The organism is Streptomyces sp. MspMP-M5 (genome assembly GCF_000373585.1).
Taxonomy (GTDB): Bacteria; Actinomycetota; Actinomycetes; order Streptomycetales; family Streptomycetaceae; genus Streptomyces.
On record NZ_KB891885.1, the window covers coordinates 82,067 to 105,216 of the forward strand.

The 23,150-nt window shown below is 74.1% G+C and carries 20 protein-coding genes; 14 read left to right on the forward strand and 6 right to left on the reverse strand.

The window, feature by feature from the left end:
- Positions 1 to 166 precede the first annotated feature (166 nt).
- The 6 genes from B073_RS0113380 to mscL all read left to right on the forward strand — a co-directional run bounded on the left by B073_RS0113380 (position 167) and on the right by mscL (position 6,278).
- Positions 167 to 1,702: a potassium/proton antiporter gene (locus B073_RS0113380; protein WP_026247337.1), complete on the forward strand. Its 1,536-nt coding sequence runs from the start codon at positions 167 to 169 to the stop codon at positions 1,700 to 1,702.
- Between the two features lie 371 nt (positions 1,703 to 2,073).
- Positions 2,074 to 3,378 carry an MFS transporter gene (locus B073_RS0113385; RefSeq protein ID WP_026247338.1) on the forward strand — a complete coding sequence of 435 codons (1,305 nt, stop codon included), beginning with the start codon at positions 2,074 to 2,076 and terminating at the stop codon, positions 3,376 to 3,378.
- Positions 3,379 to 3,526: 148 nt separating this feature from the next.
- Positions 3,527 to 3,874 carry an FmdB family zinc ribbon protein gene (locus B073_RS43935; RefSeq protein WP_026247339.1) on the forward strand — a complete coding sequence of 116 codons (348 nt, stop codon included), beginning with the start codon at positions 3,527 to 3,529 and terminating at the stop codon, positions 3,872 to 3,874.
- Positions 3,875 to 4,036: 162 nt separating this feature from the next.
- Entirely contained in the window at positions 4,037 to 4,870 is an 834-nt protein-coding gene (locus B073_RS0113395; protein WP_018538609.1) for an S-methyl-5'-thioadenosine phosphorylase, read from the forward strand.
- Between the two features lie 184 nt (positions 4,871 to 5,054).
- Entirely contained in the window at positions 5,055 to 5,297 is a 243-nt protein-coding gene (locus B073_RS0113400; RefSeq protein WP_158690124.1) for a hypothetical protein, read from the forward strand.
- 441 nt (positions 5,298 to 5,738) lie between these two features.
- Positions 5,739 to 6,278, forward strand: coding sequence for a large conductance mechanosensitive channel protein MscL (gene mscL / locus B073_RS0113405; protein ID WP_018538611.1), 540 nt, complete (start codon positions 5,739 to 5,741; stop codon positions 6,276 to 6,278).
- Positions 6,279 to 6,320: 42 nt separating this feature from the next.
- Here mscL and B073_RS47805 read toward each other — a convergent pair whose 3' ends face one another.
- Both B073_RS47805 and B073_RS0113415 read right to left on the reverse strand, forming a co-directional pair.
- Positions 6,321 to 6,698: a hypothetical protein gene (locus B073_RS47805; protein ID WP_018538612.1), complete on the reverse strand. Its 378-nt coding sequence runs from the start codon at positions 6,696 to 6,698 to the stop codon at positions 6,321 to 6,323.
- A gap of 851 nt (positions 6,699 to 7,549) precedes the next feature.
- Entirely contained in the window at positions 7,550 to 8,047 is a 498-nt protein-coding gene (locus B073_RS0113415; protein ID WP_106731850.1) for an AMP-binding protein, read from the reverse strand.
- A 408-nt stretch (positions 8,048 to 8,455) separates the two neighbouring features.
- Between B073_RS0113415 and B073_RS0113420 the strand changes: the two genes are divergently transcribed.
- On the forward strand, positions 8,456 to 9,784 hold the full coding sequence (locus B073_RS0113420; protein ID WP_234025079.1) for an MFS transporter: 1,329 nt from the start codon (positions 8,456 to 8,458) through the stop codon (positions 9,782 to 9,784).
- A gap of 69 nt (positions 9,785 to 9,853) precedes the next feature.
- On the opposite strand, the gene B073_RS0113425 is transcribed toward B073_RS0113420, so the two are convergent.
- Positions 9,854 to 11,392: an MBL fold metallo-hydrolase gene (locus B073_RS0113425; RefSeq protein WP_018538615.1), complete on the reverse strand. Its 1,539-nt coding sequence runs from the start codon at positions 11,390 to 11,392 to the stop codon at positions 9,854 to 9,856.
- Between the two features lie 200 nt (positions 11,393 to 11,592).
- On the opposite strand from B073_RS0113425, the gene B073_RS0113430 reads away from it, so the two are divergent.
- The 3 genes from B073_RS0113430 to B073_RS0113440 all read left to right on the forward strand — a co-directional run bounded on the left by B073_RS0113430 (position 11,593) and on the right by B073_RS0113440 (position 14,700).
- Positions 11,593 to 12,438 carry a GntR family transcriptional regulator gene (locus B073_RS0113430; protein WP_018538616.1) on the forward strand — a complete coding sequence of 282 codons (846 nt, stop codon included), beginning with the start codon at positions 11,593 to 11,595 and terminating at the stop codon, positions 12,436 to 12,438.
- 9 nt (positions 12,439 to 12,447) lie between these two features.
- Positions 12,448 to 13,359 (forward strand): sulfite exporter TauE/SafE family protein, encoded by a 912-nt coding sequence (locus B073_RS0113435; protein WP_026247343.1) that lies wholly within the window; start codon positions 12,448 to 12,450, stop codon positions 13,357 to 13,359.
- A 96-nt stretch (positions 13,360 to 13,455) separates the two neighbouring features.
- On the forward strand, positions 13,456 to 14,700 hold the full coding sequence (locus B073_RS0113440; protein ID WP_018538618.1) for an NAD(P)/FAD-dependent oxidoreductase: 1,245 nt from the start codon (positions 13,456 to 13,458) through the stop codon (positions 14,698 to 14,700).
- 112 nt (positions 14,701 to 14,812) lie between these two features.
- On the opposite strand, the gene B073_RS0113445 is transcribed toward B073_RS0113440, so the two are convergent.
- Both B073_RS0113445 and B073_RS0113450 read right to left on the reverse strand, forming a co-directional pair.
- Entirely contained in the window at positions 14,813 to 15,925 is a 1,113-nt protein-coding gene (locus B073_RS0113445) for a MerR family transcriptional regulator (protein ID WP_018538619.1), read from the reverse strand.
- 145 nt (positions 15,926 to 16,070) lie between these two features.
- Positions 16,071 to 17,324, reverse strand: a complete 1,254-nt coding sequence (locus B073_RS0113450; RefSeq protein ID WP_018538620.1) for an amidohydrolase — start codon at positions 17,322 to 17,324, stop codon at positions 16,071 to 16,073.
- Positions 17,325 to 17,549: 225 nt separating this feature from the next.
- On the opposite strand from B073_RS0113450, the gene B073_RS0113455 reads away from it, so the two are divergent.
- The 4 genes from B073_RS0113455 to B073_RS0113470 all read left to right on the forward strand — a co-directional run bounded on the left by B073_RS0113455 (position 17,550) and on the right by B073_RS0113470 (position 22,339).
- Positions 17,550 to 18,581: a methyltransferase gene (locus B073_RS0113455; RefSeq protein WP_018538621.1), complete on the forward strand. Its 1,032-nt coding sequence runs from the start codon at positions 17,550 to 17,552 to the stop codon at positions 18,579 to 18,581.
- A gap of 119 nt (positions 18,582 to 18,700) precedes the next feature.
- Positions 18,701 to 19,861, forward strand: a complete 1,161-nt coding sequence (locus B073_RS0113460; RefSeq protein WP_018538622.1) for a low temperature requirement protein A — start codon at positions 18,701 to 18,703, stop codon at positions 19,859 to 19,861.
- A 466-nt stretch (positions 19,862 to 20,327) separates the two neighbouring features.
- Positions 20,328 to 21,143: a L,D-transpeptidase family protein gene (locus B073_RS0113465; RefSeq protein WP_018538623.1), complete on the forward strand. Its 816-nt coding sequence runs from the start codon at positions 20,328 to 20,330 to the stop codon at positions 21,141 to 21,143.
- Positions 21,144 to 21,190: 47 nt separating this feature from the next.
- Complete coding sequence (locus tag B073_RS0113470) at positions 21,191 to 22,339, forward strand: P1 family peptidase (RefSeq protein WP_018538624.1); 1,149 nt, start codon at positions 21,191 to 21,193, stop codon at positions 22,337 to 22,339.
- A 24-nt stretch (positions 22,340 to 22,363) separates the two neighbouring features.
- On the opposite strand, the gene B073_RS0113475 is transcribed toward B073_RS0113470, so the two are convergent.
- The gene (locus B073_RS0113475) at positions 22,364 to 23,080 is read right to left on the reverse strand and encodes a VIT1/CCC1 transporter family protein (RefSeq protein WP_018538625.1); all 717 of its coding nucleotides are present in this window, start codon (positions 23,078 to 23,080) and stop codon (positions 22,364 to 22,366) included.
- Positions 23,081 to 23,150 lie beyond the last annotated feature (70 nt).

The window sequence follows — 23,150 nt, forward strand, 5'->3', positions numbered from 1 at the left end:
GTGGGAGTGCTGGAGCAACCATAGGCGCACCGGTTTGGCGACCCCTACGCGGAGTCACCGGCGGGCACATCAAACTTTCAAGCAATGGTAAATTGTTAGGGTCAGTAACTAGATACGGTAAGGACAACCGGCTCATCCCCACCAAGGCGCGAGGAAGGATCAGCTCCTGACTGTCGAACACCTCAACGAACTCCTGCTGATCTGCTCGCTCGTACTGCTGGTCGCAGTCGCCGCGGTACGGCTCTCCTCGCGCAGCGGGCTCCCCAGCCTGCTCATCTACCTGGGGATAGGCATCGCGATAGGGCAGGACGGCATCGGCGGCGTCGTCTTCGACAACGCCGAACTGACCCAACTCCTCGGCTACGCCGCCCTGGTGGTGATCCTCGCCGAGGGCGGCCTCGGCACCAAGTGGAAAGAGATCAAACCAGCCCTGCCGCGGGCCGCGGTGCTCTCGACGGTCGGCGTCGCGGTGAGCGTGGGGGTCACCGCGGCCGGCGCGCACTACCTCGCCGGACTCGGCTGGAAGCAGGCGCTGCTGATCGGCGCGGTGGTGTCGTCCACGGACGCCGCGGCCGTGTTCTCCGTACTGCGCAGCGTCCCGTTGCCGGCCCGTCTGACGGGCGTTCTGGAGGCCGAATCCGGCTTCAACGACGCCCCGGTGGTCATCCTCGTCGTGGCCTTCTCCACCGCCGGCCCGGTGGAGCACTGGTACGTCCTGCTCGGCGAGATAGCGCTGGAGCTGGCGATCGGCGCCGCCGTCGGCCTGGCCATCGGCTGGCTAGGCGCGTACGGCATGCGGCACGTGGCACTGCCCGCCTCCGGCCTCTACCCGATCGCGGTGATGGCCATCGCGGTCTCCGCGTACGCGGCCGGCGCGCTGGCGCACGGCTCCGGCTTCCTCGCCGTCTATCTGGCCGCGGTCGTCCTGGGCAACGCCAAGCTGCCGCACGCCCCGGCCACCCGCGGGTTCGCCGAAGGGGTCGGCTGGATCGGCCAGATCGGCATGTTCGTCCTGCTGGGCCTGCTGGTCACCCCGCACAACCTGCTCGACGACATCATGCCCGCGCTGCTCATCGGCATGATCCTCACGCTGGTCGCCCGCCCGCTGTCCGTCTTCGCCTCCCTGCTGCCCTTCCGGGTGCCCTGGCAGGAGAAGACCCTGCTGTCCTGGGCCGGACTGCGCGGCGCGGTACCGATCGTGCTGGCCACCATCCCGATGGTGAGCGACGTCCCCGGCAGCGAGACGGTCTTCAACATCGTCTTCGTTCTCGTCGTGGTCTACACCCTCATCCAGGGACCGACGCTGCCCTGGCTGGCCCGCCGGCTGCGGCTGGGCGAGGGCGAGGAGGCCGCCGACCTCGGCATCGAGTCGGCGCCGCTGGAGCGGCTGCGCGGGCACCTGCTGTCCACGTCCATAGGCCCCACCTCCCTGATGCACGGCGTGGAGGTCGGCGAGCTGCGGATGCCGGCGGGCGCCGCGGTCACCCTCGTCGTCCGGGACGGCACCAGCTTCGTGCCCTCCCCGACGACCGTGCTGCGGCGCGGCGACGAGCTGCTGGTGGTCGCCACCGACCCGGTGCGGGACGCGGCAGAGCGGCGACTCCAGGCCGTGTCCCAGGGCGGCAAGCTGGCCGGCTGGCTCGGCACCGGCGCGCCACCGCGGACCGAGGAGCGGCACGTCCGCCGACGCGAGGCCGGGTGAGCCGGGGCCCGACCCGACCCCCTCTCCCCCGGGCCCCCGAGTACGGCCGACTTGCCCGGCCAGGCTCCGAATGTGCGCTATCTCTCCACGGATACCAAGGAAAACGGCCGTGAAGCCCTGGTCTATCCCAGGACTTCACGGCCATGGACCTGTACAATCGAAAAGGAATTTTGTACGGATCACGAACCAACTCTGCCTGACGCAGAGCTGGCGCGACCGCTCGGCGGCCGCGGTCCCCTGCCACACGCAGCCACCCTCCATGGTGCGGACCACGCGGTATCACTCGGTCCTGCGCGAGAGGACAGCTCTCGGCGCGCACCCGTGACGACCTCGCGGGGCGGCGCGCTACCAGGCGGCAGAAAGGCCCGGCCGTGGCATCCGCGGTCAAGGACTCCCGTCCCGGATACGGACAACTGTTGCGCACGCCCGGTGCGTGGACCTTCTTGCTGCCCGGGTTCCTGGCCCGGCAGCCGTTCGCGATGCTGACCATCGGCATCGTCCTGCTCGTCCAGTCCACCACCGGCTCCTACGGCAGCGCCGGCACGGTCTCCGCCGCCACCGGTGTCGCGATGGCGCTCTTCGCCCCGCAGAGCGGCAAGCTCGCCGACCGCTTCGGCCAGCGCGCGGTACTGATCCCCGGCGTCCTGGTGCACGTCGCCGGTGTCTCGACGCTCATCGCCCTGGCCCTGGCCCACGCCCCCCTGTGGGCGCTGATCGCCGTCGCCGTCCCCACGGGCGCCTCGACACCGCAGGTCGGCCCGATGGTGCGGGCCCGCTGGGCGGCGAAGCTGGGCGGCAGCCCGCTGATGCCCACCGCCGCCGCCTTCGAGTCGGTGACCGACGAGTTCACCTTCGTCGTCGGCCCGGTGCTGGCGACCGCGCTGTGCACCGGCGTCCATCCGGCGGCCGGCCTGGTCGCCGAGGCCGCGCTGACGCTGGCCGGCGGCCTGCTGTTCGCCTCCCAGCGGCGCACCCAGCCGCCGGTCCACCACGGGCGCGGCGACGACCGGCCGCGCGTCTCCGCGCTGTCCGTCCCCGGTGTGCGCGTCCTGATCGTGGCCTTCCTGGGCATCGGCTCCGTCTTCGGCGGCATGCAGGTCTCGCTGACCGCGCTCACCGAGCACATCGGCCAGCCCGGCATCAACGGCGTCCTCTACGGGATCTTCGCCTGCGGCAACATGCTCGCCGGCGTCGCCTGCGGCGCGATCGCCTGGAAGGTCGGCCCGCGCCGCCGCCTGCTGGTCGCCTACGGGCTGCTGGCGCTGGCCACCACCCCACTGTGGACGATCACCGCGGTGCCGCTGCTGGGCGCCGTCGGCCTGGTCGTCGGCCTGTGCATCGCCCCGGCCCTGATCACCGGCTACACCCTCGTGGAGTCCCTGGTCCCGGCCGGCGCCCGGACCGAGGCGTTCACCTGGCTGACCGGCGCGGTCGCGCTGGGCCAGGCGGCCGCGGCCACCTCCGCCGGCCAGCTGGCGGACCGCTTCGGTCCGAGCTCCGGCTTCCTGGTGCCGCTGGCCGGCACGGCGCTGGCCCTGGTGGTGCTGCTGTCCCTGCGGGCCCACCTGGCGCCCCGGTCGTCGAAGGTCGTCGCCGGGTCGGCGGCCACCGCCGGCACCGATGCCCCTGCGGACACCGCCGACGACGAGCGGGAACGCGAGCTGAGCCGGGCCTGACCGGGCCGCGCAGCGGGCCCTGCGCCGGGCGGGCGGCCGGGCGTGGGGTCGGTCACCGTAGGGCGTTCACGGTGGACGGGCGCGCCGGAATACTGCAATATGGAGCGTCGTTAGCACTCAATGAGTGAGAGTGCCAGGAGGAAGTCAAGTGCCGACCTACCAGTACCAGTGCACCGCGTGCGGCGAGGGCCTTGAGGCCGTGCAGAAGTTCACCGACGACGCGCTCACCGAGTGCCCCAGCTGCAACGGACGCCTCAAGAAGGTGTTCTCGGCGGTCGGCATCGTCTTCAAGGGCTCCGGCTTCTACCGCAACGACAGCCGCGGCTCGTCGTCCAGCAGCAGCCCGGCCGGCAGCTCCTCCTCGTCGAGCAGCTCGAACTCGTCGTCGTCCTCGACGACCTCGTCGGACTCCTCGTCGTCGTCCTCGGCTTCGTCCTCGTCCTCGTCTTCGGGCAGCAAGTCCACGGCCCCCGCGGGCGCCGGCTCCGCCGCCTGACCCGCGGCAGCGCTCCGGCTCCGCCCACCGACGCCGGCAAACGGACCTCCGGGCCCCGCCACTCCCCCAACGGGGAGCGGCGGGGCCCGTCGCGTCCCCGGGTCCACCGCCCGTTCCGCCACCGGCCTACGGGCCACCGCCGTGCCCCGATAGTGTGACCGCATGGCTGACGCGGAGATTGGCGTTATCGGCGGGTCCGGGTTCTACTCCTTCCTGGACGACGTGACCGAGGTCACTGTGGACACCCCCTACGGGCACCCCAGCGACTCGCTCTTCCTCGGCGAGATCGCCGGCCGCTCGGTCGCGTTCCTGCCCCGGCACGGCCGCGGCCACCACCTCCCGCCGCACCGCATCAACTACCGCGCCAACCTCTGGGCGCTGCGGTCCCTCGGCGTCCGCCAGGTCCTCGGCCCGTGCGCGGTCGGCGGTCTGCGGCCCGAATACGGCCCCGGCACGCTGCTCGTCCCCGACCAGCTCGTGGACCGCACCAAGGCCCGCGTCCAGACGTACTTCGACGGCGAGCCGCTCCCGGACGGCAGCGTGCCCAACGTCGTCCACCTCACCTTCGCCGACCCGTACTGCCCCGCCGGCCGCCGGGCCGCCCTCGGTGCCGCGCGCGGCCGCGACTGGGAGCCGGTCGACGGCGGCACCCTCGTGGTGATCGAGGGCCCGCGCTTCTCCACCCGCGCCGAGTCGCGCTGGCACGCCGCCCAGGGCTGGTCGGTGGTGGGCATGACCGGCCACCCCGAAGCCGTCCTGGCCCGCGAACTGAGCCTGTGCTACACCTCGCTGACGCTGGTCACGGACCTGGACGCGGGCGCCGAGGCCGGCGAGGGCGTCTCCCACGAGGAGGTCCTCAAGGTCTTCGGCGAGAACATCGGCCGGCTGCGCGAGGTGCTCTTCGACACCGTCGCCGCACTGCCCGCCACCGCCGACCGCGCCTGCCCGTGCACGGACGCGCACCAGGGGTGGGATCTGGGGATCGAGCTGCCGTAGCGGTGGGCGGTTGTCCGTTCGGTGCGGGGCCAGGGTTAGGGCAGGTTCACCCTGACGGGTGACGGAGTTGTCCACAGCTGCGGGGCCGTCCACAGGCCGGAGCGGGCGGCGGCGGAGTGCGGCACGGTGGTGATCGCCGGGTCCGAACCGCGGGCCCGCTTCCGCACCCCAGGCGGTGATGACCATGCCCTCGCCCACCCCGACCCCGCCCCTGCCCACTCCCCCGCGGTGTGAAGTGCCGCACTTCGCCCCGGTCCGCGTGGGCGGCATCCGCACCCGATGGCGCGGGCCGGCCCGCCGGCGCCTGCTCGCCGCCGCCCTCGCCGCAACCGCCGCAGCACTGGCCACCGGCCTGTCGCACGACCCGATCCACACCGCGTCCGCTCCCTCCGCCCGTCCCGCCGCGGCACCCTGCGGGGGGTGGTGACGGTGCCGGGACCGCGTCAAGATCGAGTGGCGTCCCTCGTCCGGGGACGCGAGACTTCTCCGAGTGGCGGGGCACCTGCCGCGCGCCCGTTACGAGGGCGCGCCCGCACCACCGATACCGATGCCGCTATCGGCACCGCCGCACCGATCGCCGCCGCGAGGGCCCTGCCGAGCGGACGGATCCGCCGCTGCCCCGCGGCTCCCCGCTTCCGTCCGGCCATCCCTCCGTCTCCTGCGAGCCGACCTCCGCACGGCCCGGTCACGGTCCCGGCCTCCGGGATCCGCCGCCCCCGTACGGGTCTCCGCACCGGTATCCGTAGGGGTGCGCCGGTCGCTCGCCGGTCCGTGTGGCGCGATTGGACACCGCTGCCCCGCCCTGCCGTAAGTTGCGGTGCTGATTGTCGGTGCACCGTCCAGAGCAAGCGTGGAAAGAGGCTGTCAGGTGAGCGAGCACAAGAGCGTCCTCCAGGGATTCAAGGAATTCCTGATGCGCGGCAATGTCATCGAACTCGCGGTGGCGGTCGTCGTCGGCGCGGCGTTCACGAGCATCGTCAACGCGGTCGTGAAGGGCGTCATCAACCCGATCGTCGGTGCCCTCGGCTCGCAGAACCTCGACAACTACCAGACCTGCCTCACCACCTGCTCGGTGGACAAGAAGACCGGCCAGTACGTGGACGGGATCTACATCCTGTGGGGCTCGGTGCTCAGCGCGGCGCTGACGTTCCTGATCACGGCGGCCGTCGTCTACTTCCTCATGATCCTGCCGATGAACAAGTGGAAGGCCCGCCAGGACGCGAAGAAGCCGGTCGACGAGACTCCGGCGGGGCCGACCGAGATCGAACTGCTCACCGAGATCCGCGATGCCCTGATCGCCCAGCGCGACGGCAACTCCGCAGTTCCAGGAGCCGCAGCAGTCCCGGGGACGGGAGCGGTTCCGGGGGCGGCTGCCGCGACGATCATTGCGCAGAAGGCCCAGAAGTAGGAGCGGGCACCACGGTCGGCCCTCGCCGCCCCGTCGCCTCGCTCAGAGGTGGTGGGGCGGTTTTTCGTCGAGGAAGCGCGCGAGGTCGGCCGCACTGCCCGAAGCGGTGGGACGCTCGCCCCAGCCGCGATCGGTGTCATCCGAGGACCGCTGGCTCAGCGGGTCGTCGAAGATCAGGGCCGCGGCCTTCCCGCCGGCCCGCTTGGCGGCGGTGGATGTGGTGGACGCGGTGGCGGCGGTCGACGTCGTGGGGGCCGTCGACGTGGTCGGGGCGGGCACCGCCGCAACGTCGGCCTCGGCCGCCGGGGTGGCATCCGCGGTGTCCGGGGCGGTGTTCGCCGCGTCCGGGGCGGGGGTCTCCTGACCGGCCCGGGCGGGCGGCTCGGGCTGGGGCTGCTGCGGCTGGGACTCGGTGCTCACGTCTTCAGGGTACGGGGGAGCGGTAGGGGGAGGCGGGGGCGTCCCGCGCGGGGGCTGGGTCTGGGTGGAAGCCAATGGGAGAGGGGCAGGCCCCGGCTTCCATGGAGAGCGCGGGGCGGGGCGGCGGCGCCGTCGGGCGGGCCGGGCTGTCCTCAGGGAGCCCCGGGGGCGGTGACCGATGGTGCTGCGGGCGACGGGCCGGCGAGTGCGAGTGGTCCAGGGCAGCTGGGTGGTCGGTTCGAAGTGGGGCTAAGGGTTCCAGGTGGCGGTGTCGTGGGTGGGGGTGGGGTGGGGGCGGTGGGTGCCGTGCGGGCGGGTGGGAGGTCCGTGCTCGGCGTGACCGCGCCCACGGCCAAGCGGCCGGTCGCGTTCGGAACCGGGGAGGGGGTGGGGGTGGGGGGAGTGCCCACGGGTTGTGCGGTGCGGCATGGCTATCGGGCTTCCGTTGCGGGGGCGGGAATTCCCACGCTAGGAGCGCCTGCGGCGCGTGGCCCGTCGGTTGCGCCATCGGGGTGGTGGGGGGAGGGGAGGGGAGGGGGCGGGGGGCGGGGCGGACGACGATCAGTCCGCGCCAGGGGCGGGCCTTGCAGGGGCCAGCCCTCTCGGCGGGCCGGTCGTCGCAGCGGCCGGTCATGGCGGCGGCCGATTCTCGCCGTGGCCAGTCCCCGCAGCGGCCGGTCCTGGCCGTAGCCAGTCCCCGCAGGTGATCGGTCCTCGCAGGGTCGGTCCTCACCGGGGATCGGTCCTCGCAGTGGCCAGTCCTCCCGGATGCCGGTTCTCACCGGGATCGAACCTCGCGGCGGCCAGTCTTGGCCGTGGCCAGTCCCCGGAGTGGTCGGGCCGCGGTGTGGTCAGTCGGTGGCGAGGGCCTCGTGCCACCACTTGTCGCGGCCGGGCTTCCAGGAGACGGGGCGTGAGCAGCGGTTCACGACCAGGACGGTGTGCGGCAGGTGGCCGGCGCCGGTGGCAGTGGCGGTGCTCCGCGCCAGGGCGTGGTCCAGCACCGGCTTCACCGGCCGCACGGAACCGTCCCAGAACGCCGCGTCCGCCGTGATCAGCACGCCGGTTCTCGACTCCCCCAGGCGCGCGGCCAGTTCGGGGACGGTCAGCGAGACCGGCAGCGTGGTCCGTATCGCGTCCAGCCGGCCGCAGGCGAGGGTGGCGATCACCGATTCGGGCACCAGCGGCAGGTGCACCGCGACCCGGTCCCCCGCGCGCACCCCGAAGCGGGCGAGTGCGGTAGCCGCCCGTTCGGCCTGCTGCAGGAGCGCGCCGTGCGTCAGCTCCTCCACGCGACCCGGTTCTCCGTTCCACGTAAGGGCGATCTGCGACGCTTCGGGCCCTTGCACTTCCCGGGCGTCATCGGCATGCTCTGAGATCACACGGCGCAACATGCGCTTCAGCATGGAGATCGGCGATCAACGATCGCTGAACGTCCGCTGTACGGCCCGCTCGGCGCCGCACGCGGCTCCACGGGGTCGGCGCCGGACCCTTCTCGCACCCCGCACGGCAGCGCGGAACGTCCTCGTCTCTTCCTGCCCCGGTCCGGTGCGCTTCACCCCTCCCTCTCTCTGCTTCTCCTTACTTCCTACTTCTTCGTTCAGTGGTTTCCGTTTGCGTGCGTGAAAGAGGGGCGGATTGGCGTGATCACGGCTGTGTGGGCAACGAACGGGCCTACGTCGCAAGGTCGTTGGGCGCGGTGGGCGTTGGCTGTCGGGGCGTTCTGCGTCCAGTTGGACTCGTTCGCATTGAACGCAGTGTTGCCGGTCGTCCGGGCCGAGTTGGCCGGGCCGCCGGCCGCGGTGCCGTGGGTGGTCGGTGGCTATCTGCTTGCCGCTGGCGCGTTGATGCCGGTGGCCGGGCGGCTGGCCGATCTCTGGGGACGGCGGCGGATGCTGGTCGTCGGGGCGGCGGTGTTCGGGGTGAGCGCCGTGCTCTGCGCGCTGGCGCCGTCGTTGCCGTTCCTGGTGGCGGCGCGGGTGGCACAGGGCGCGGGTGGGGCGCTGATCATGCCTGCCGGATTGGCGCTGCTCACCAACGCCTGCCCGCCCGGCGAGACGCGCCGGGCGACCGGGCGCGCGCTGGGTCTGGCCGGGCTCGCCACCGTCTGCGGCCCGTTCGTCGGTGGGGCGCTGGCCCAATCGGCGTCCTGGCGGGCGGTGTTCTGGCTGACGGTGCCGTGTGCCGCGGCCACGGTGTGGTGTGCCGGCCGGGCGGACGAGTCCCGCGATCCGGCCGCCGCGGAGCACCCCCTCGACGTGGCCGGTGCGGTGACCGCGACCGGCGCACTGGTGTGCCTTGCGTGGTGGCTGGAACATGTCGGTGCCTGGGGCTGGGCGGTGGGTGCGGCGTTACTGGGCGCGCTGTTCGTACGGGCCGAGCGGCGGGCGTCGGCGCCGCTGGTGGATCTCGCGCTGTTCCGGAATCTGCCGTATGTGACGCTGACCGCGGCCGGGGCGGTGGCCAACGCGGCGACGGTGGCGCTGCTGTATGTGGTCCCGTTGACGCTCCAACAGGGGCGCGGGTGGACGGTGGGGGAGGCGGGGCTGGGGTTTCTCGCGCCGGCGGCCGCGCTGGCGGTCGGAGGTCCGGTGGCCGGGCGGGTGCGGCCCGGGGCGGGGGTGCCGGTGATGGCGCTGTGCCTGGCGGCTGCCGGTGGCGCGTTGTGGGCCACGAGGGCTTTTACGGGGACGCTCACAGGGGCGGTGGCCGGGCTGTTGGTGGCCTCGACGGGGGCCGCGACGGCGCTGGGTGTGGCCGGCGGGCTGACCCTTACGGGGACGCAGGCCGTGGTGCGTCGGGAACGGGCCGGGGAGGCTTCGGGCGTCACGAAGGCGGTTCTGACGGTTACGGCGGGGTTGGGGTTGGCCCTTACGGGTCCGGGAGGCGGTGGGGCGGTGCCTGTGGGTGGCGGGGCGGTGTCCTCGGATGCGTCATTGGCGCCGTCGGCCCCTTTGGCGTCGTTGGCGCCGTTGCCGTCGCTGGTGGTGCCGGCGGTGGGGTGCTTGGTGGGGGCGGTACTGGTCGCGCTGGTGGCGATACGAGGGGGATGGGAAGGAAGAGGGAGAGGGAGCGCGGGCGAGTGAGTGTCAGGTGAGGAGTGAGGGGAGGGCCGGTTGGTGGGCCGGGGATGCGCTCCCGGCCCTCCCTAGGGGTCAGGCGGGGTTGGCCGGGTCGGTGTAGCCGCCTGAGATGTCGCTGACGTCGGTGAAGCCGTGGGCCTCCAGGAGTGCCGCCGCGATCAGCGAGCGGTTGCCGCTGCGGCAGTAGAGGATGACCGGGCGCGCCGGGTCCAGTTCGTCGAGCCGGTCGGCGAGGGCGGCCAGCGGGATGTTGCGGGCGCCGGGCAGGGCGCCCGCGGCGTACTCGGCCGGGTTGCGGACGTCGATCACCTGGAGGCCGTCCACGGGGTCCAGGGGCAGCCGGTCGAGCAGGTCGGCCATGCCAAGGCGGTTGCTGCGGCGGGTGAGTTCGGGGGCGGCGGCCAGGACGCCGGCCGGGTCGGGCAGATGGCCGAGGACCCGGTCGTAGCCGATGCGGGCGAGCCGGAGGCGAGCCTCGTGCTCCTTGCCCGAGGCGGCGAGGAGGACGAGCGGGGTGCCGGGGGCCACCACGCTGCCCGCGTACTCCGCGAACCGGGTGTCCAGGCTCGTGTGCAGGGAACCGGCGAGGTGGGCGCGGGCGTAGTCGGCGGCCGGACGGCAGTCGAGCAGTGCGGCGCCCTGTGTGTCGCGGGCGGTGAGCGCCTCGTCCAGGGTGAGCGGGGCGGGCGGGGCCGGGTCCCGTAGGGGGTGGCCGTCGCGGTTGAGGGCCACGTCGTGCGCGAAGTACCCGGGTGTGGCGGGCTGTTCGGCGGTGACCAGCCGGACGAAGGCGTCCTGCGGCATGGGCTGGAGGGCGTAGTTGAGGCGACGCTGGTCGCCGAGGGTGGAGCTGGTCTCGGTGGAGATGCTGCGGCCGCACGCCGAGCCGGCGCCGTGTGCGGGGAAGATCCGGGTCGCGTCCGGGAGGGCCAGCAGTTTGGTGTGCAGGGAGCGGTAGAGGCGGGCGGCCATGTCCTGCGGGGAGTGCCCGGCGGCGGACAGCAGGTCGGGGCGGCCGACGTCGCCGATGAAGAGGGTGTCGCCGGTCAGGACGCCGAACGGGACGTCGTCATCGGGGTTTTCCCGGATGACGAGGCAGATGGATTCCAGGGTGTGGCCGGGGGTGGCGAGGACCGTGAGGGTCACACCGGATCGCGGAGCGGGGTCCGAGCCCGATTCGGTCCCTGACGCGGCCCCCGATTCCGCCCCTGACTCGGCCCCGGGCTCCGCCCCTGACTCGGCCCCGGGCTCCGTCCCTGACTCCGAGCCGGATTGCGCCCCAGGGCGGGGCTGCGGATCGGAGCCCGAGCGGCCCAGGAAGATGCGTTCGCCATCGCGTAACCGCCTGATGGGGAAGCCGGTTTCAGCGGCCGCGCCGAAGGCGATCTCGGCGCCGGTCGCCCGGGCCGCCTCCAGGTGTCCGGAGAGGAAGTCGGCGTGGATGTGGGTCTCGATGACGAGTTCGATGCGCAGGCCGGCCGCCTCGGCGTCGGCCAGGTACTCGTCGATGTCGCGGCGCGGGTCTACGAGGACGGCGCGCCCGGTGTTCTGATCACCGATCAGGTACGACGCCTGGGACAGGCAGTCGAGGTAGTACTGCGCGAAGTGCACGGTCGGGCCTCCAGGGGTGCGGCGCCCGGGCGCGGCGGTCGGCCTGTTCGGGCCGGCGGCGTGGGCGGCTGACTGCGCCGTGTATGCCGCTCCGTTGTGCGGATGCACGGATGTACGTACATTAGGTACCCGGTTGGCGGGGGGACAAGCCGAGCCCCTCCCCCGCGGGCCGGACGACGGAACGAGAGGACCGGACCGAGATGACGCCGCCCCAGCCCGAACACCCGGGCGCGCACCGCCGACCGGCCCCGCACGCCGGCGACCACGCCCCTTACGGGCCCCGCCCGTTGGACCGCGGCTCCCCGCTGCCCCTCTGGGCGCAGCTCCTGGACGATCTGCGGCGCCGGATGCACGCCGGCGCGTTCACCGAGGAGTTCCCGGCCGAGCACCGGCTGACGAGCGAGTACGAGGTCAGCCGGCACACCGTCCGGGAGGCGTTGCGCAAGCTGCGCGCCGACGGCCTGGTGATCGCCGAACGCGGCCGCGCCAGCCGCCTCGACACCCGTCGCATACAGCAGCCGCTCGGCTCCCTCTACAGCCTCTTCCGCGACCTGGAGGCCCAGGGCGTGGAGCAGCGCAGCGAGGTACTGCGGCTGGAGCGGACCGCGGACGCGACGGTCGCCGGCCACCTGGGGCTCGTGCCGGACGCGCCCCTGGTCGTGCTGGAGCGACTGCGGCTCGCGGACGGCGAACCGCTCGCCCACGACACCGCCTACGTCCCGGCCGACCTTGCCGAGCCCCTGGTGGAGGCCGACTTCGGGCACACGTCGCTCTACGGCGAGCTGGCCCGGCGCTGCGGGGTACGGGTCACCGGGGGGCGGGAGCGGATCGCTCCGTTCCTGCCCGACATCCGGCAGGCGTGGCTGCTCGGGCTGGCCGACCGGGAGGCGGCGTTCGCCATCGAACGCGTCGGGCGGGCCGGGGAGCGGGCGGTGGAGTGGCGCGAGACGGTGGTCCGCGGCGACCGCTTCGCGTTCGTCGCCGAGTGGTCCGACGCCAGCCGGGCGGTCGCGCTCGCGCCGCGCGCCGCGGCGCCGTCCGCGTAGCCGGCCGCCGTGTCCGTTCTCATAGCCGCGACGGCGCTGCCCTGCGGGTTGCTGATCGGCCTGCTGCTCGGTGCCCTCGGCGGCGGCGGTTCGGTGCTGGCGGTGCCGGCCCTGGTCTATCTGCTGGGCCAGTCCCCGCACGCGGCGACGGCGGGGGCCCTGGTGGTGGTCGCGGTCGGCGCGGTCAGCGGACTGGTCTGCCACGCCCGCGCGGGCCGGGTCCGGTGGGGCGCGGGCACGGCGTTCGGCGCCCTGGGGACGGCCGGCAGCTTCGCCGGCTCCCGCTGGAGCGCGTCCCTGGACCCGGGGGTGCTGATGGTGGCGTTCTCGGGGTTGATGCTGGTGGTGGCGGTGGGGATGGTGGTGCGCGGCGCTCGGGGGAACGAGCGGGCGGCGACTACGCGAACGGGGCCGAAGGGGCGGCTGATGCGGCCGGGGCCGAAGGGGCTGGCCCGGGTGGCGTCCTTAGGGGATGTGGTGTGCAAGTCCTTAGGGGGGTGCGTTGGGGAGCAGCGGGCTCAACGGGCTCAGCGGCCCCAACAGCCCCGGCGCCCGCGGCCGCTGCGTACCGCCGTGACCGCCGCGTCCGTCGGGCTGCTCACCGGGTTCTTCGGGGTGGGCGGCGGCTTCGTCGTCGTGCCGGCGCTCACCCTCGTCCTGGGGCTGGAGATGCCGGTCGCCGTCGGTACCTCGCTGCTGGTGATACTGATCAACTCCGGGGCCGCGCTGGCGACCCGGGCCGGTACCGGGTCGCTGGACTGGCCCCTGCTGGCCACCCTCGCGGCCTGCGCCGCGGTCGGCAGCCACCTCGGCAACCGCCTCGCCGGCCGCCTGCGCCCGCGGACCCTCACGACGTCCTTCGCCGCCCTCGTCACCGTCCTGGCCCTGGCCATGGCGGCTGCCACACTGCCCGACCTCTAGATGAGCGAGTCCGAACTCCCGCCTGCCCCGCCCCTCGAGCCCCAACCCCAACCGACCCCCAACACCCCTAACCCATCCCGAAGTCAGGAGAAAGACATGACCCGGTCCGCAGCCGACGCGGACTCCGCGTCCACGCCCGCGCCCGCCCCCGTCCACCACCAGATACTGATCGTCGGCGGCGGTACCGCGGGCATCACGGTCGCCGCCCGGTTACGCCGTGCCGGCCTTCGGGACATCGCCCTGCTGGAGCCCGCCGAGACGCACTGGTACCAGCCGCTGTGGACGCTCGTCGGCGGTGGCCAGGCGCCGCTGCGGGCCGCGCTGCGCCCCGAGGCCGAGGTCATCCCGCCCGGAGTGCGGTGGCTGCGCGAGCGTGCCACCGCCGTCGACCCGGTGGCCCGTACGGTCACCACCGCCACGGGTCGGGTGTTCTCCTACGGGCGGCTGGTTCTGGCGCCCGGGCTGAGCCTCGACTGGGGCGGCGTGCCGGGGCTGGCGTCGGCCGTCGGCCACGACGGGGTGAGCAGCAACTACCGGGCCGATCTCGCCCCGTACACCTGGGAGTTGATCCGGCGGATGCGGCGCGGCACGGCCGTGTTCACCATGCCGTCCGGGCCGGTCAAGTGCGGTGGCGCGCCGCAGAAGATCGCGTATCTGGCGGCGGACCACTGGCGCAAGCGCGGGGTCCTGGGCGCCATCCGGACCCTTCTCGTCCTCCCCGAACCCACGCTCTTCAAGGTGCCGGTCTTCGCGCGGGCCCTGGAGCAGACGGCGCGCCGGTACGGCATCGAGGTGCGCCTCCAGAGCGAGTTGACGCGTGTGGACGGCGCGGAGCGCGCGGCCGTGCTGACCGACCACGCCACCGGCCGCACCGAGACCGTCCACTACGACCTGCTGCACGCGGTACCGCCGCAGCGCGCGCCCCAGTGGCTCGCCGACGGCCCGCTGGCCGACCCCGAGTCCCCCTACGGGTACGTCAAGGCGGACCGGCACACGCTCCAGAACCCTGACTTCCCGGAGGTGTTCGCCCTGGGGGACGTCGCCAACCTCCCCACGTCCAAGACGGGCGCGGCGATCCGCAAACAGGCCCCGGTGCTCGTCGCCAACCTCCTCGCCGGGCTCCGCGGGCGCCCGGCCACCGGCCGCTACGACGGGTACACCTCCTGCCCGCTCGTCACGGCCCGGCACAAGATGCTGCTGGCCGAGTTCGACTACGACCTGCGCCCCACGCCCTCGATCCCCTTCCTCGACACCACCCGGGAACGCACCGACATGTGGTTCCTCAAGCGCTACGGCCTGCCGCAGCTCTACTTCCAGGGGATGCTGAAGGGGCGCGCGTAGGGGCCTGGCGGTCGCCGCCCTGGCCCGCGGCCGGTGCGGCGCCGACCGCGACCAGGGCGGAACGCCGCACGACTGGGGCCGCCCCGAAGGGACAGGCCCCAGGGCCGCCCCACTACGCCCCCGCGTCCCCCTCCTCCCCCGTCACCACCACATCCGCCACCACGCACCCCACGTTGTCCGGCGCGCCGGCCTCGTGGGTGCGGCGGACCAGTTCGGCGACGGCCTGTTGCGGGGTGGCGGCGCCGGCGAGGGTCTCGCGGATCGCCTCGGGCGGGACGACGCCGGTCAGGCCGTCGGTGCAGAGCAGATAGCGCTCGCCGGGCCGGGCGTCGAGGAGTTGGAGGTCCGGGGCGAAGTCGGCGCCGGCGTCCAGGGCCCGCAGCAGCTGGGCGCGCTGCGGATGCGACGGCGCCTCCTCGGGCGTGAGCCGGCCCTCGTCGATGAGGGACTGCACCAGGCTGTGGTCGTGGGTGAGGCGGACGAGCCCGGTGTCCCGGAGGACGTAGGCCCGGGAGTCCCCGATGTGCAGCAGCGCCAGCCGGGGGCCGGAGCGCAGCAGCGCGGTGAGGGTGCTGCCGGTCGGCTCGTCGGCCGTCGGCGCGGTGCGGTGGGCGTCCCGGGCCGCCTCCTCCAGGACGGTGAGCAGGTCGGCGGCGGTCAGAACCTGGTCCGCCAGGGGCTTCAGCGCCTCGATGGCGGCGGTGGCGGCCGGGCCGCCGAGGGGGCCGTAGCCGTCGGCGACCGCCAGTAGGTGCGGGCCGGCGTAGGCGGCGTCCTGTTGGGCGGTGCGCACCAGCCCGCGGTCCGTGAGGGCGGCGCAGCGCATCGTCAACGGGGTCGCGGGGTCCAGGGGTCGGGTCATCGCGGTGTCCTTCCGCTTCAGCTGGTCCACGAGGAAGGCGGCCAGGTCCCGGCGGTCGGCGACATCGGCCTCGACCTGCGCCCAGTACGCGGCGACCGCCCCGGCCGCGGCGCCCGGCGCCAGCGCGCACACCTCGCGGATGCGGGCCAGCGGCATGCCGAGCCGGCGCAGCCAGGCGACCAGCCGGGCGCGCTCCAGTTGGGCCGGGGCGTAGTGGCGGTAGCCGCTGCAGGGGTCGACGTGGACGGGGGTCAGCAGACCCAACTCGTCGTAGAGGCGCAGTGCCTTCGGCGAGAGCCGGGACGCCCGTGCGAACGCCCCGATCGTCAGCAGTTCCCCGTCTCTGCGGTGTGCCCCGTCCACTTGGTGCTCCTCCACGCGCCGTCGCCGCCGGCGGGCGGCGGCCGTCCTCCTCGTGCCGGGCACCTCGCCCGGCCCCGCCGATGCTGGGCCTTCCCCCAGGGACAAGGTCAACGGTCCTCTTCCCCGGGTGCGGGGACCGTCCCGGTTACACCCCGTCCAGCCGGTTCAGCGCCGCGGCCGTCAGCGCCTGCACGCCCGTCTCCAGCGTCGGCCGGGGCACGGGGACGAACTGCGGCGAGTGGTTGGAGGGGATGTCCTGGGCCAGCCGCCCGGCGGCCAGCGCGGTGCGGAACTCGTCCGGGTCCCAGCCGCCCAGCCACCAGTAGTAGAGCGGCGCCTCGGCGGCGCTCGCCAGCAGCCCCGCGTCCTCGCTGCCGGTCGCCGGCTCGTACGCGAACACCCGCTGCTCACCGAAGAGCCGGGTGAAGCTCTCGTTGACCTCCGCCAGCACCGCCGTGTCGTTGACCGTCACCGGGAACGCGTCCAGCGCCTTGATCTCCGGCTCCCGCGGCGCGCCGGACGCGGCCGCCTCGGCCCGCGCGATCCGGTCGACGGCGGCCAGTACGGCGGTCCGCACGTTCTGGTCGAAGCTGCGGACGCTGAGCCGGACGACGGCCCGGTCCGGGATCACGTTGGCGGTGTCCCCGGCGTGGAACGAGCCGACCGTGACCACCGCCTGCTCCTTCGCGGCGATCTCCCGCGCCACCACCGACTGCACCCGCTGCACGAACGCCGCCGCCATCAGGATCGGGTCCACCGTCGTCTCCGGCCGCGACCCGTGGCCGCCGGTCCCGTGGAAGGTGATCTCCAGCGTGTCGGCGGCGGCCATGCAGGCCCCCGGGCAGTACGCGATCAGCCCCGCGCCGAACGGGGCGACGTGCTGCGCCAGCACCACGTCGGGCGTGGGCACCAGGCCCTTGCCGTACAGGCCGTCGTCGAGCATGGCGCGGGCGCCGTTGCCGGCCTCCTCGGCCGGCTGGAACAGCACCACCAGCGTCCCCGACCAGTGCGCGCGGCCCGCGGCCAGCAGGTCGGCGGCCCCGAGCAGACAGGTCACGTGGACGTCGTGCCCGCAGGCGTGCATCCGTCCCGGGAGGGTGGAGGCGTACGGCACCCCGGAGTTCTCGGTGACCGGGAGTGCGTCCATGTCGGCGCGCAGCAGGACCACCGGGCCGGGGCCGTTGCGCAGCACCCCGGTGACGCCGGTACCGCCGATGCCGGTCGTCACGTCGTAGCCGTACGCGGTCAGCCGGCGGGCCGCCTCGGCGGCCGTACGGGTCTCCTGGAAGGCGAGTTCGGGGTGGCGGTGCAGGTCTTCGTAGAGGGCCACGAGGTCCGCGAGGCGGGCGTCGAGCGGTGCCAGGACGGCGGAGGGGAGGGCTTGGTCACGGTCGCTCATACGCGCATTCGACCATGTGCGGACGCCGCCGTCCGCCGCTCGGGCAGGCGCGTTCCCGTGGCGCGCCCGGTTCCGTTCCCGCCGGCCGGGCCGTCCTGAGCTGGCCGGTACGCAGCGGGTCGGCGCCCGGCCCCCCGTGACACCACCGCCCCCGCCTGCAACCGTGGATCACCATGGCTGCGACGTGGCGCAGCGCATCCCCAAGCCGACGACCGGAGGCTGACGTTGGCCACTTCTCCCATCCGACCGGCGGACGAGCCGGCCGATCTCGCGACCCACCTCATGGACCAGGCCATGGGCCATCTCTTCTCCGCCGCGCTGCGCACCGCCGCCCACTACCGCATCGCCGACCGGCTCACCGCGGGCCCGCGCACCCCCGAGCAACTGGCCGCCGCCACCGACACCCACGCCCCGCACCTGCGCCGCGTCCTGCGCTACCTCGCCGCCCGCGGCATCTTCCGCGAGGACACCGCGGGCGCCTACCAACTGACGCCGGCCGCCCGGCAGTTGCGCACCGACGTGCCCGACTCGCTGCACCCGGCCGTCATGATGCTCACCGACGACCTGTTCCTGCGGACCTCCGCCGGCCTGACCGAGGCGGTACGGCACGGCGGCGCGGCCTTCGAGCGGCTCTTCGGCGCGCCGCTCTTCGCCCATCTGGAGTCGGATCCGGCCAGGCGCACGCTCTTCGACGACGGGACGGCGTCGCTGGCCGCCCCGGTGGACGACGCGGTGGCCGCCGTCTATCCCTTCCCCGAGACCGGCACCGTCGTGGACGTGGGCGGCGGCCGCGGCGGTCTGCTGCGTGCGGTGCTGGGCCGCCACCCGCAGCTGACCGGCGTCCTCTTCGACCTGGCGCCGCCGCTGGCCCACCACCTGCTGGACGCCGACGAGCTCAAGGGCCGCTGGCGCACCCAGGAGGGCGACTTCTTCACCGCGGTCCCGGAGGGCGGCGACCTCTACGTCCTCAAACACGTGCTGCACGACTGGCCGGACGACGCCTGCCGCCGCATCCTGCGCAGCTGCCGTACGGCGATGGCGCCCGGCTGCCGCCTCCTGGTCGTCGACTGCGTACTGCCGCCGGGGAACGCCCCGCACTTCGGCAAGACCATGGACATCGCCATGCTGACGGTCTTCGACGGCCGGGAGCGCAACGCGGACGAGTTCGCGGCGCTGCTGGCGGCCGCCGACTTCCGGCTGACGCGGGTGCTCCCGACGCCGGGCTTCGCCTCGATCGTGGAGGCGGTGGCCGACTAGGACCGCCCGGCCCGCCCCGGCCCCCCGACACGCCGCGCCCCCGTTGCCCCCGTCGCCGCCGGCCCCGCGCTCTACTGAGGGCCACTCCACCGGCGGCCGACGAGAGGGGCTGGGACGACGTGACGGTTCTGATGCAGGCACGCAGCCGCGGCGAGGCGCATCGCGCCGCCACCCCACTGGAGCTGTTCTTCGACCTGTGCTTCGTGGTGGCGGTAGCCCAGGCCGGCCGCCAACTGGTGCACGCCCTCGCCGAGGGGCATACGGGGCACGGCGTGGTCGGCTATCTGATGCTGTTCTTCGCCATCTGGTGGGCGTGGGTCAACTTCAGCTGGTTCTCGTCGGCGTACGACACCGACGACGTGCTGTACCGGGTGGTGACGCTCGTTCAGATCGCCGGTGTCCTCATCCTCGCCGCGGGCGTCCCGCGGGCCTTCGACGACGGCGACTTCCGGGTGGTGTGGTTCGGCTATCTGGTGATGCGGCTGGCGCTGGTCAGCCAGTGGCTGCGGGCCGCGCACGGCGCCCGGGGCGTCGAGCGGCGCACCGCGCTCCACTACGCGCTCGGGGTGACGCTCTGCCAGGTCGGCTGGCTGGCGCTGCTGTTCCTGCCCCCGGGCGACGCGCCGTGGGTGTTCGTCGTGATGGGCCTGCTGGAGCTGTCGGTCCCGATGCTCGCCGAACGCCGGCGGCGGACGAGCTGGCACCCGCACCACATCGCCGAGCGCTACGGCCTGTTCACCCTCATCGTGCTGGGCGAGACGGTCGCCGCGGCGACCGTGGCCGTGCAGTCGGCGCTCGACGAGCACCACGACCTGGGCACGCTGCTGCCGATCGCCGCCGGCGGCCTGCTGCTGGTCTTCGCGGCGTACTGGATCTACTTCGCGGTCCCCATCCACCTCCACCTGCGCTCCAACCGCCAGGCGTTCCTGTGGGGCTACGGCCACTACCTGGTGTTCTGCTCGGCCGCGGCGATCGGCGCGGGGATCGAGATCGCGGTGGAGGAGTCGGCCGGCGGCACGCGCCTCCCGGCGTACGGGGCGGCGGCCTGTGTCACGGTGCCGGGCGCGCTCTACCTGTTCACGGTGTGGCTGATCCACTCCCGCCACCAGAAGCGCGGGCTCGCCCAGCAACTGGTCCTGCCGGTGTCCGCCGCTCTGGTCCTGGCGTGTACGCCCGCCGGGCGTGTCGCGGTCCCGCTGGCGGGTCTGGTGGCGGCCGCCGCGGTGGCGGTGGGCGTCACCCTGACGGCCCGCCAGGGCACCGCTCTGGAGGAGGAGTAGCGGCCGCCGGTCGGCCCATCCCGGCTACGGGTGTGAGCGGCACCGGCCCGGCGCGCCGTCCCCCGTAAGCGTGCCGAACGGCCGTACGCGCACCCGCCGCGCCCGTCCGCCGGACCAACCGCCCGAGCGGCCGGAAAGCCCCCGGCACGCCCGGCGGCCCCTCCCGTCAACTCACCCTTCACAGAGCGGACTTGGGTCGCCTTCCGGCCAACTTTGGGGCACCCCGCCACGCCCTCCGCGGCACGTCACATAGCCCTCGCTCGCGACCAATCCCCGCATTCCCCTACCAAAGGTCCACGCGGCGTGCGGCGTCATCCTCATGCCCTCTACCGTTCACCACGGCCCGCGGAAGCGGTCCCACGGGAACGCGGTAGGGTGCAGATTGCCCTTTTTATGCCTGGGGGCTCTGCGGTCCCGCAGCGGCCCACGGGCCGTCCACCCGTCCGTACCTGAGGAGACGCCAGACATGGCAGCCCGCCACGCCCAGTCCCGTGCGCGCAGGAGACTGTCCCGGCGCAGCAAGGCCGTCGGCGGCCTCGCGCTCTCCACGCTGGTCGGCACCGCCCTGTGGGCCTGGCCGGCTTCGGGCGACGACCACAACGGCCGGCCGGACGCCAAGAGCGGTGCGGCCCGGACGGTCGCCGGCCCGAACACCCCGGCGCCCCATCAGGCCGCGCCGGACGCCGCCCGCGGACTGCGCGCCATCCCGGATCTCAGCTACGCCGCCCGCAAGCGCATACCGGCCAACGCCCGCCAGGTCCTCGTCGTCACCGGCAAGGGCGCCGACTCGTACGACTCGCGGGTCGTCCTCTACACCCGCGCGGAGGGCTCGGACTACTGGGAGGCCGGGCCCGCCTGGTCCGCGCACAACGCCGCCCACGGATGGACCACCCAGCACCGCTACGGCGACCTGCGCTCCCCCCAGGGCGTCTACACCCTGACCGACGCCGGCGGCCGGCTGCCCGCACCCGAGGGCACCAAGCTCCCCTACGACCACAACAGCAGCTTCGTCGCGCACGGCACCGGCGTCGAGGGCGAGCCGCTGGCCGGCGCCTTCGACTACGTCATCGCCATCAACTACAACCGCGTCCCCGGCTCCTCCCCACTGGACGGCCGGCGGCCCCTGGGCGACGCCAAGGGCGGCGGCGTCTGGCTGCACGTCGACCACGACGGCCCCACCCAGGGCTGCGTCAGCCTCAAGCCCGACGTGATGCGCGCACTGCTGCGCACCCTCGACCCGGCCCTCCACCCGGTCATCGTGATGGGCCCGGTCGGCCACTAGGCCGCTCAGGGCCGCACCGGGCGGGGCCCGCGTGGTACGCATGCCCCATGACCGACACGCGGCAGCACCAGCGGCATCCCGGGGGGTGGGACGCCCCCCACCCCCCGGGCCCGCACGACGCCCTGACCGACGTCCCCGGCCTGCGGGTCGGCCACGCCCAGCGCATCGGCGGCGGCTGGCTCACCGGCACCACCGTCGTCCTGGCCCCCGAGGGCGGCGCCGTCGCGGCGGTCGACGTGCGCGGCGGCGGCCCGGGCACCCGGGAGACCGACGCCCTCGACCCCCGCAACCTCGTCCAGCGTGTCGAGGCGGTCGTGCTGACCGGCGGCTCGGCGTTCGGACTTGACGCCGCGTCCGGTGTCGTCGGCTGGCTGGAGGAGCACGGCCGCGGCTTCCGGGTCGGCCCTGACCCGGCCCAGGTCGTCCCCGTCGTCCCCGCCGCCGCCCTCTTCGACCTGGGGCGCGGCGGCGACTGGCGGGCCCGTCCGGACGCCGCCCTGGGGCGCGCCGCCGTCGAGGAGGCCGCCCGGACGGCGCCCGGTGCGCCCGTCCGCCAGGGCGTCGTCGGCGCCGGCACCGGCGCGGTCGCGGGCGGCTTCAAGGGCGCCGTGGGCACCGCCAGCGCCGTCCTGCCCTCCGGGATAACCGTCGCCGCACTGGCCGCCGTCAACTCCGCCGGCTCCTTCGCCGACCCGCGGACCGGCGCCCTCTACGGCGCGCCCGGCCCGCTGCCCGCACCGGAGGTCCACGCCGCCGCCCGGCGCCGCCTCGCCGAGGCCCGGGAGATCTCCGCGGCCCGGTCGGCCGCCTCCGTCCACCCGCCACTCAACACCACCCTCGCGGTGGTGGCCACCGACGCCGTCCTCACCCGGGCACAGGCCCACAAGCTCGCCGGCACCGCCCACGACGGCCTGGCCCGCGCGCTGCGCCCCGTCCACCTCCTCAACGACGGCGACACGGTCTTCACGCTGGCCACCGGCGCCCGCCCGCTCGCCGAGGCGGAGGCCCTGGCCAACCCCGTCTTCGCCGTCCACCTGGAAGCGGGCGCCCTGAACGACCTCCTGGCCACCGGCGCCGACGTCCTGGCCCGCGCCATCGTCAAGGCCGCCCGCGCCGCCACCCCGGTGGACGGCCCCGGCGGCCGCTTCCCGTCGTACACCGAGCTGTACGGGGCGACCGAGCCGCGCGACGGCTAGGGCGCTTCTGACGGGACGAAAGGTCTACGCCCCCACCGCCCCCAGGACGGTCCCCGCCACGTAGGTGACGGCCATGGCCAGGGCGCCGCCGGCCACGTTGCGCAGGACCGCCGGGGCGACGGGGGCGGTGCCCAGGCGGGCGCTGGTCCAGCCGCACAGGGTCAGCGCCCCGAGGACCGCCAGGACGGTGATCCACAGGCGCTGGGCGGCCGGCGGCAGCACGATCGCCAGGAGCGGGAGCAGCGCGCCCGCGGTGAAGGCGAGGAAGCTGGCGCCCGCGGCGTGCCAGGGGTTGGTGAGCTCGTCGGGGTCGATGCCGAGCTCCACCTCGGCGTGGGCGCGCAGCGCGTCATGGGCCGTCAGCTGCTCGGCCACTTCCCGCGCCAGTTCGCCGCTGAGGCCCTTGCCCTCCAGAAGTGCGGTCAGTTCCAGGAGTTCGGCCTGCGGTTCGGTGGCCAATTCGCGCTTCTCCAGGGCCAGTGCGGCCTTCTCGGAGTCGCGCTGGGTGGAGACCGAGACGTATTCGCCGGCCGCCATGGACATCGAGCCGGCCAGCAGTCCGGCGAGTCCGGCCGTCAGCAGGGTGCTGCGGGAGTCGGTGGCGCCGGCGACGCCGACGACGAGTCCGGCGGTCGAGACCACCCCGTCGTTGGCGCCGAGGACCGCCGCGCGCAGCCAGTTGAGGCGGCTGCCGAGACCGCCGCCGTGTGCCTCGTCGTGCTCCGGTGTCTGAAGCGTCACCGGTCGAGCGTCTCATCCGGGTGCCGCGACCGGTCTCATGTTCTGCCCGACGCCCGCGCGTCGGGCCGGC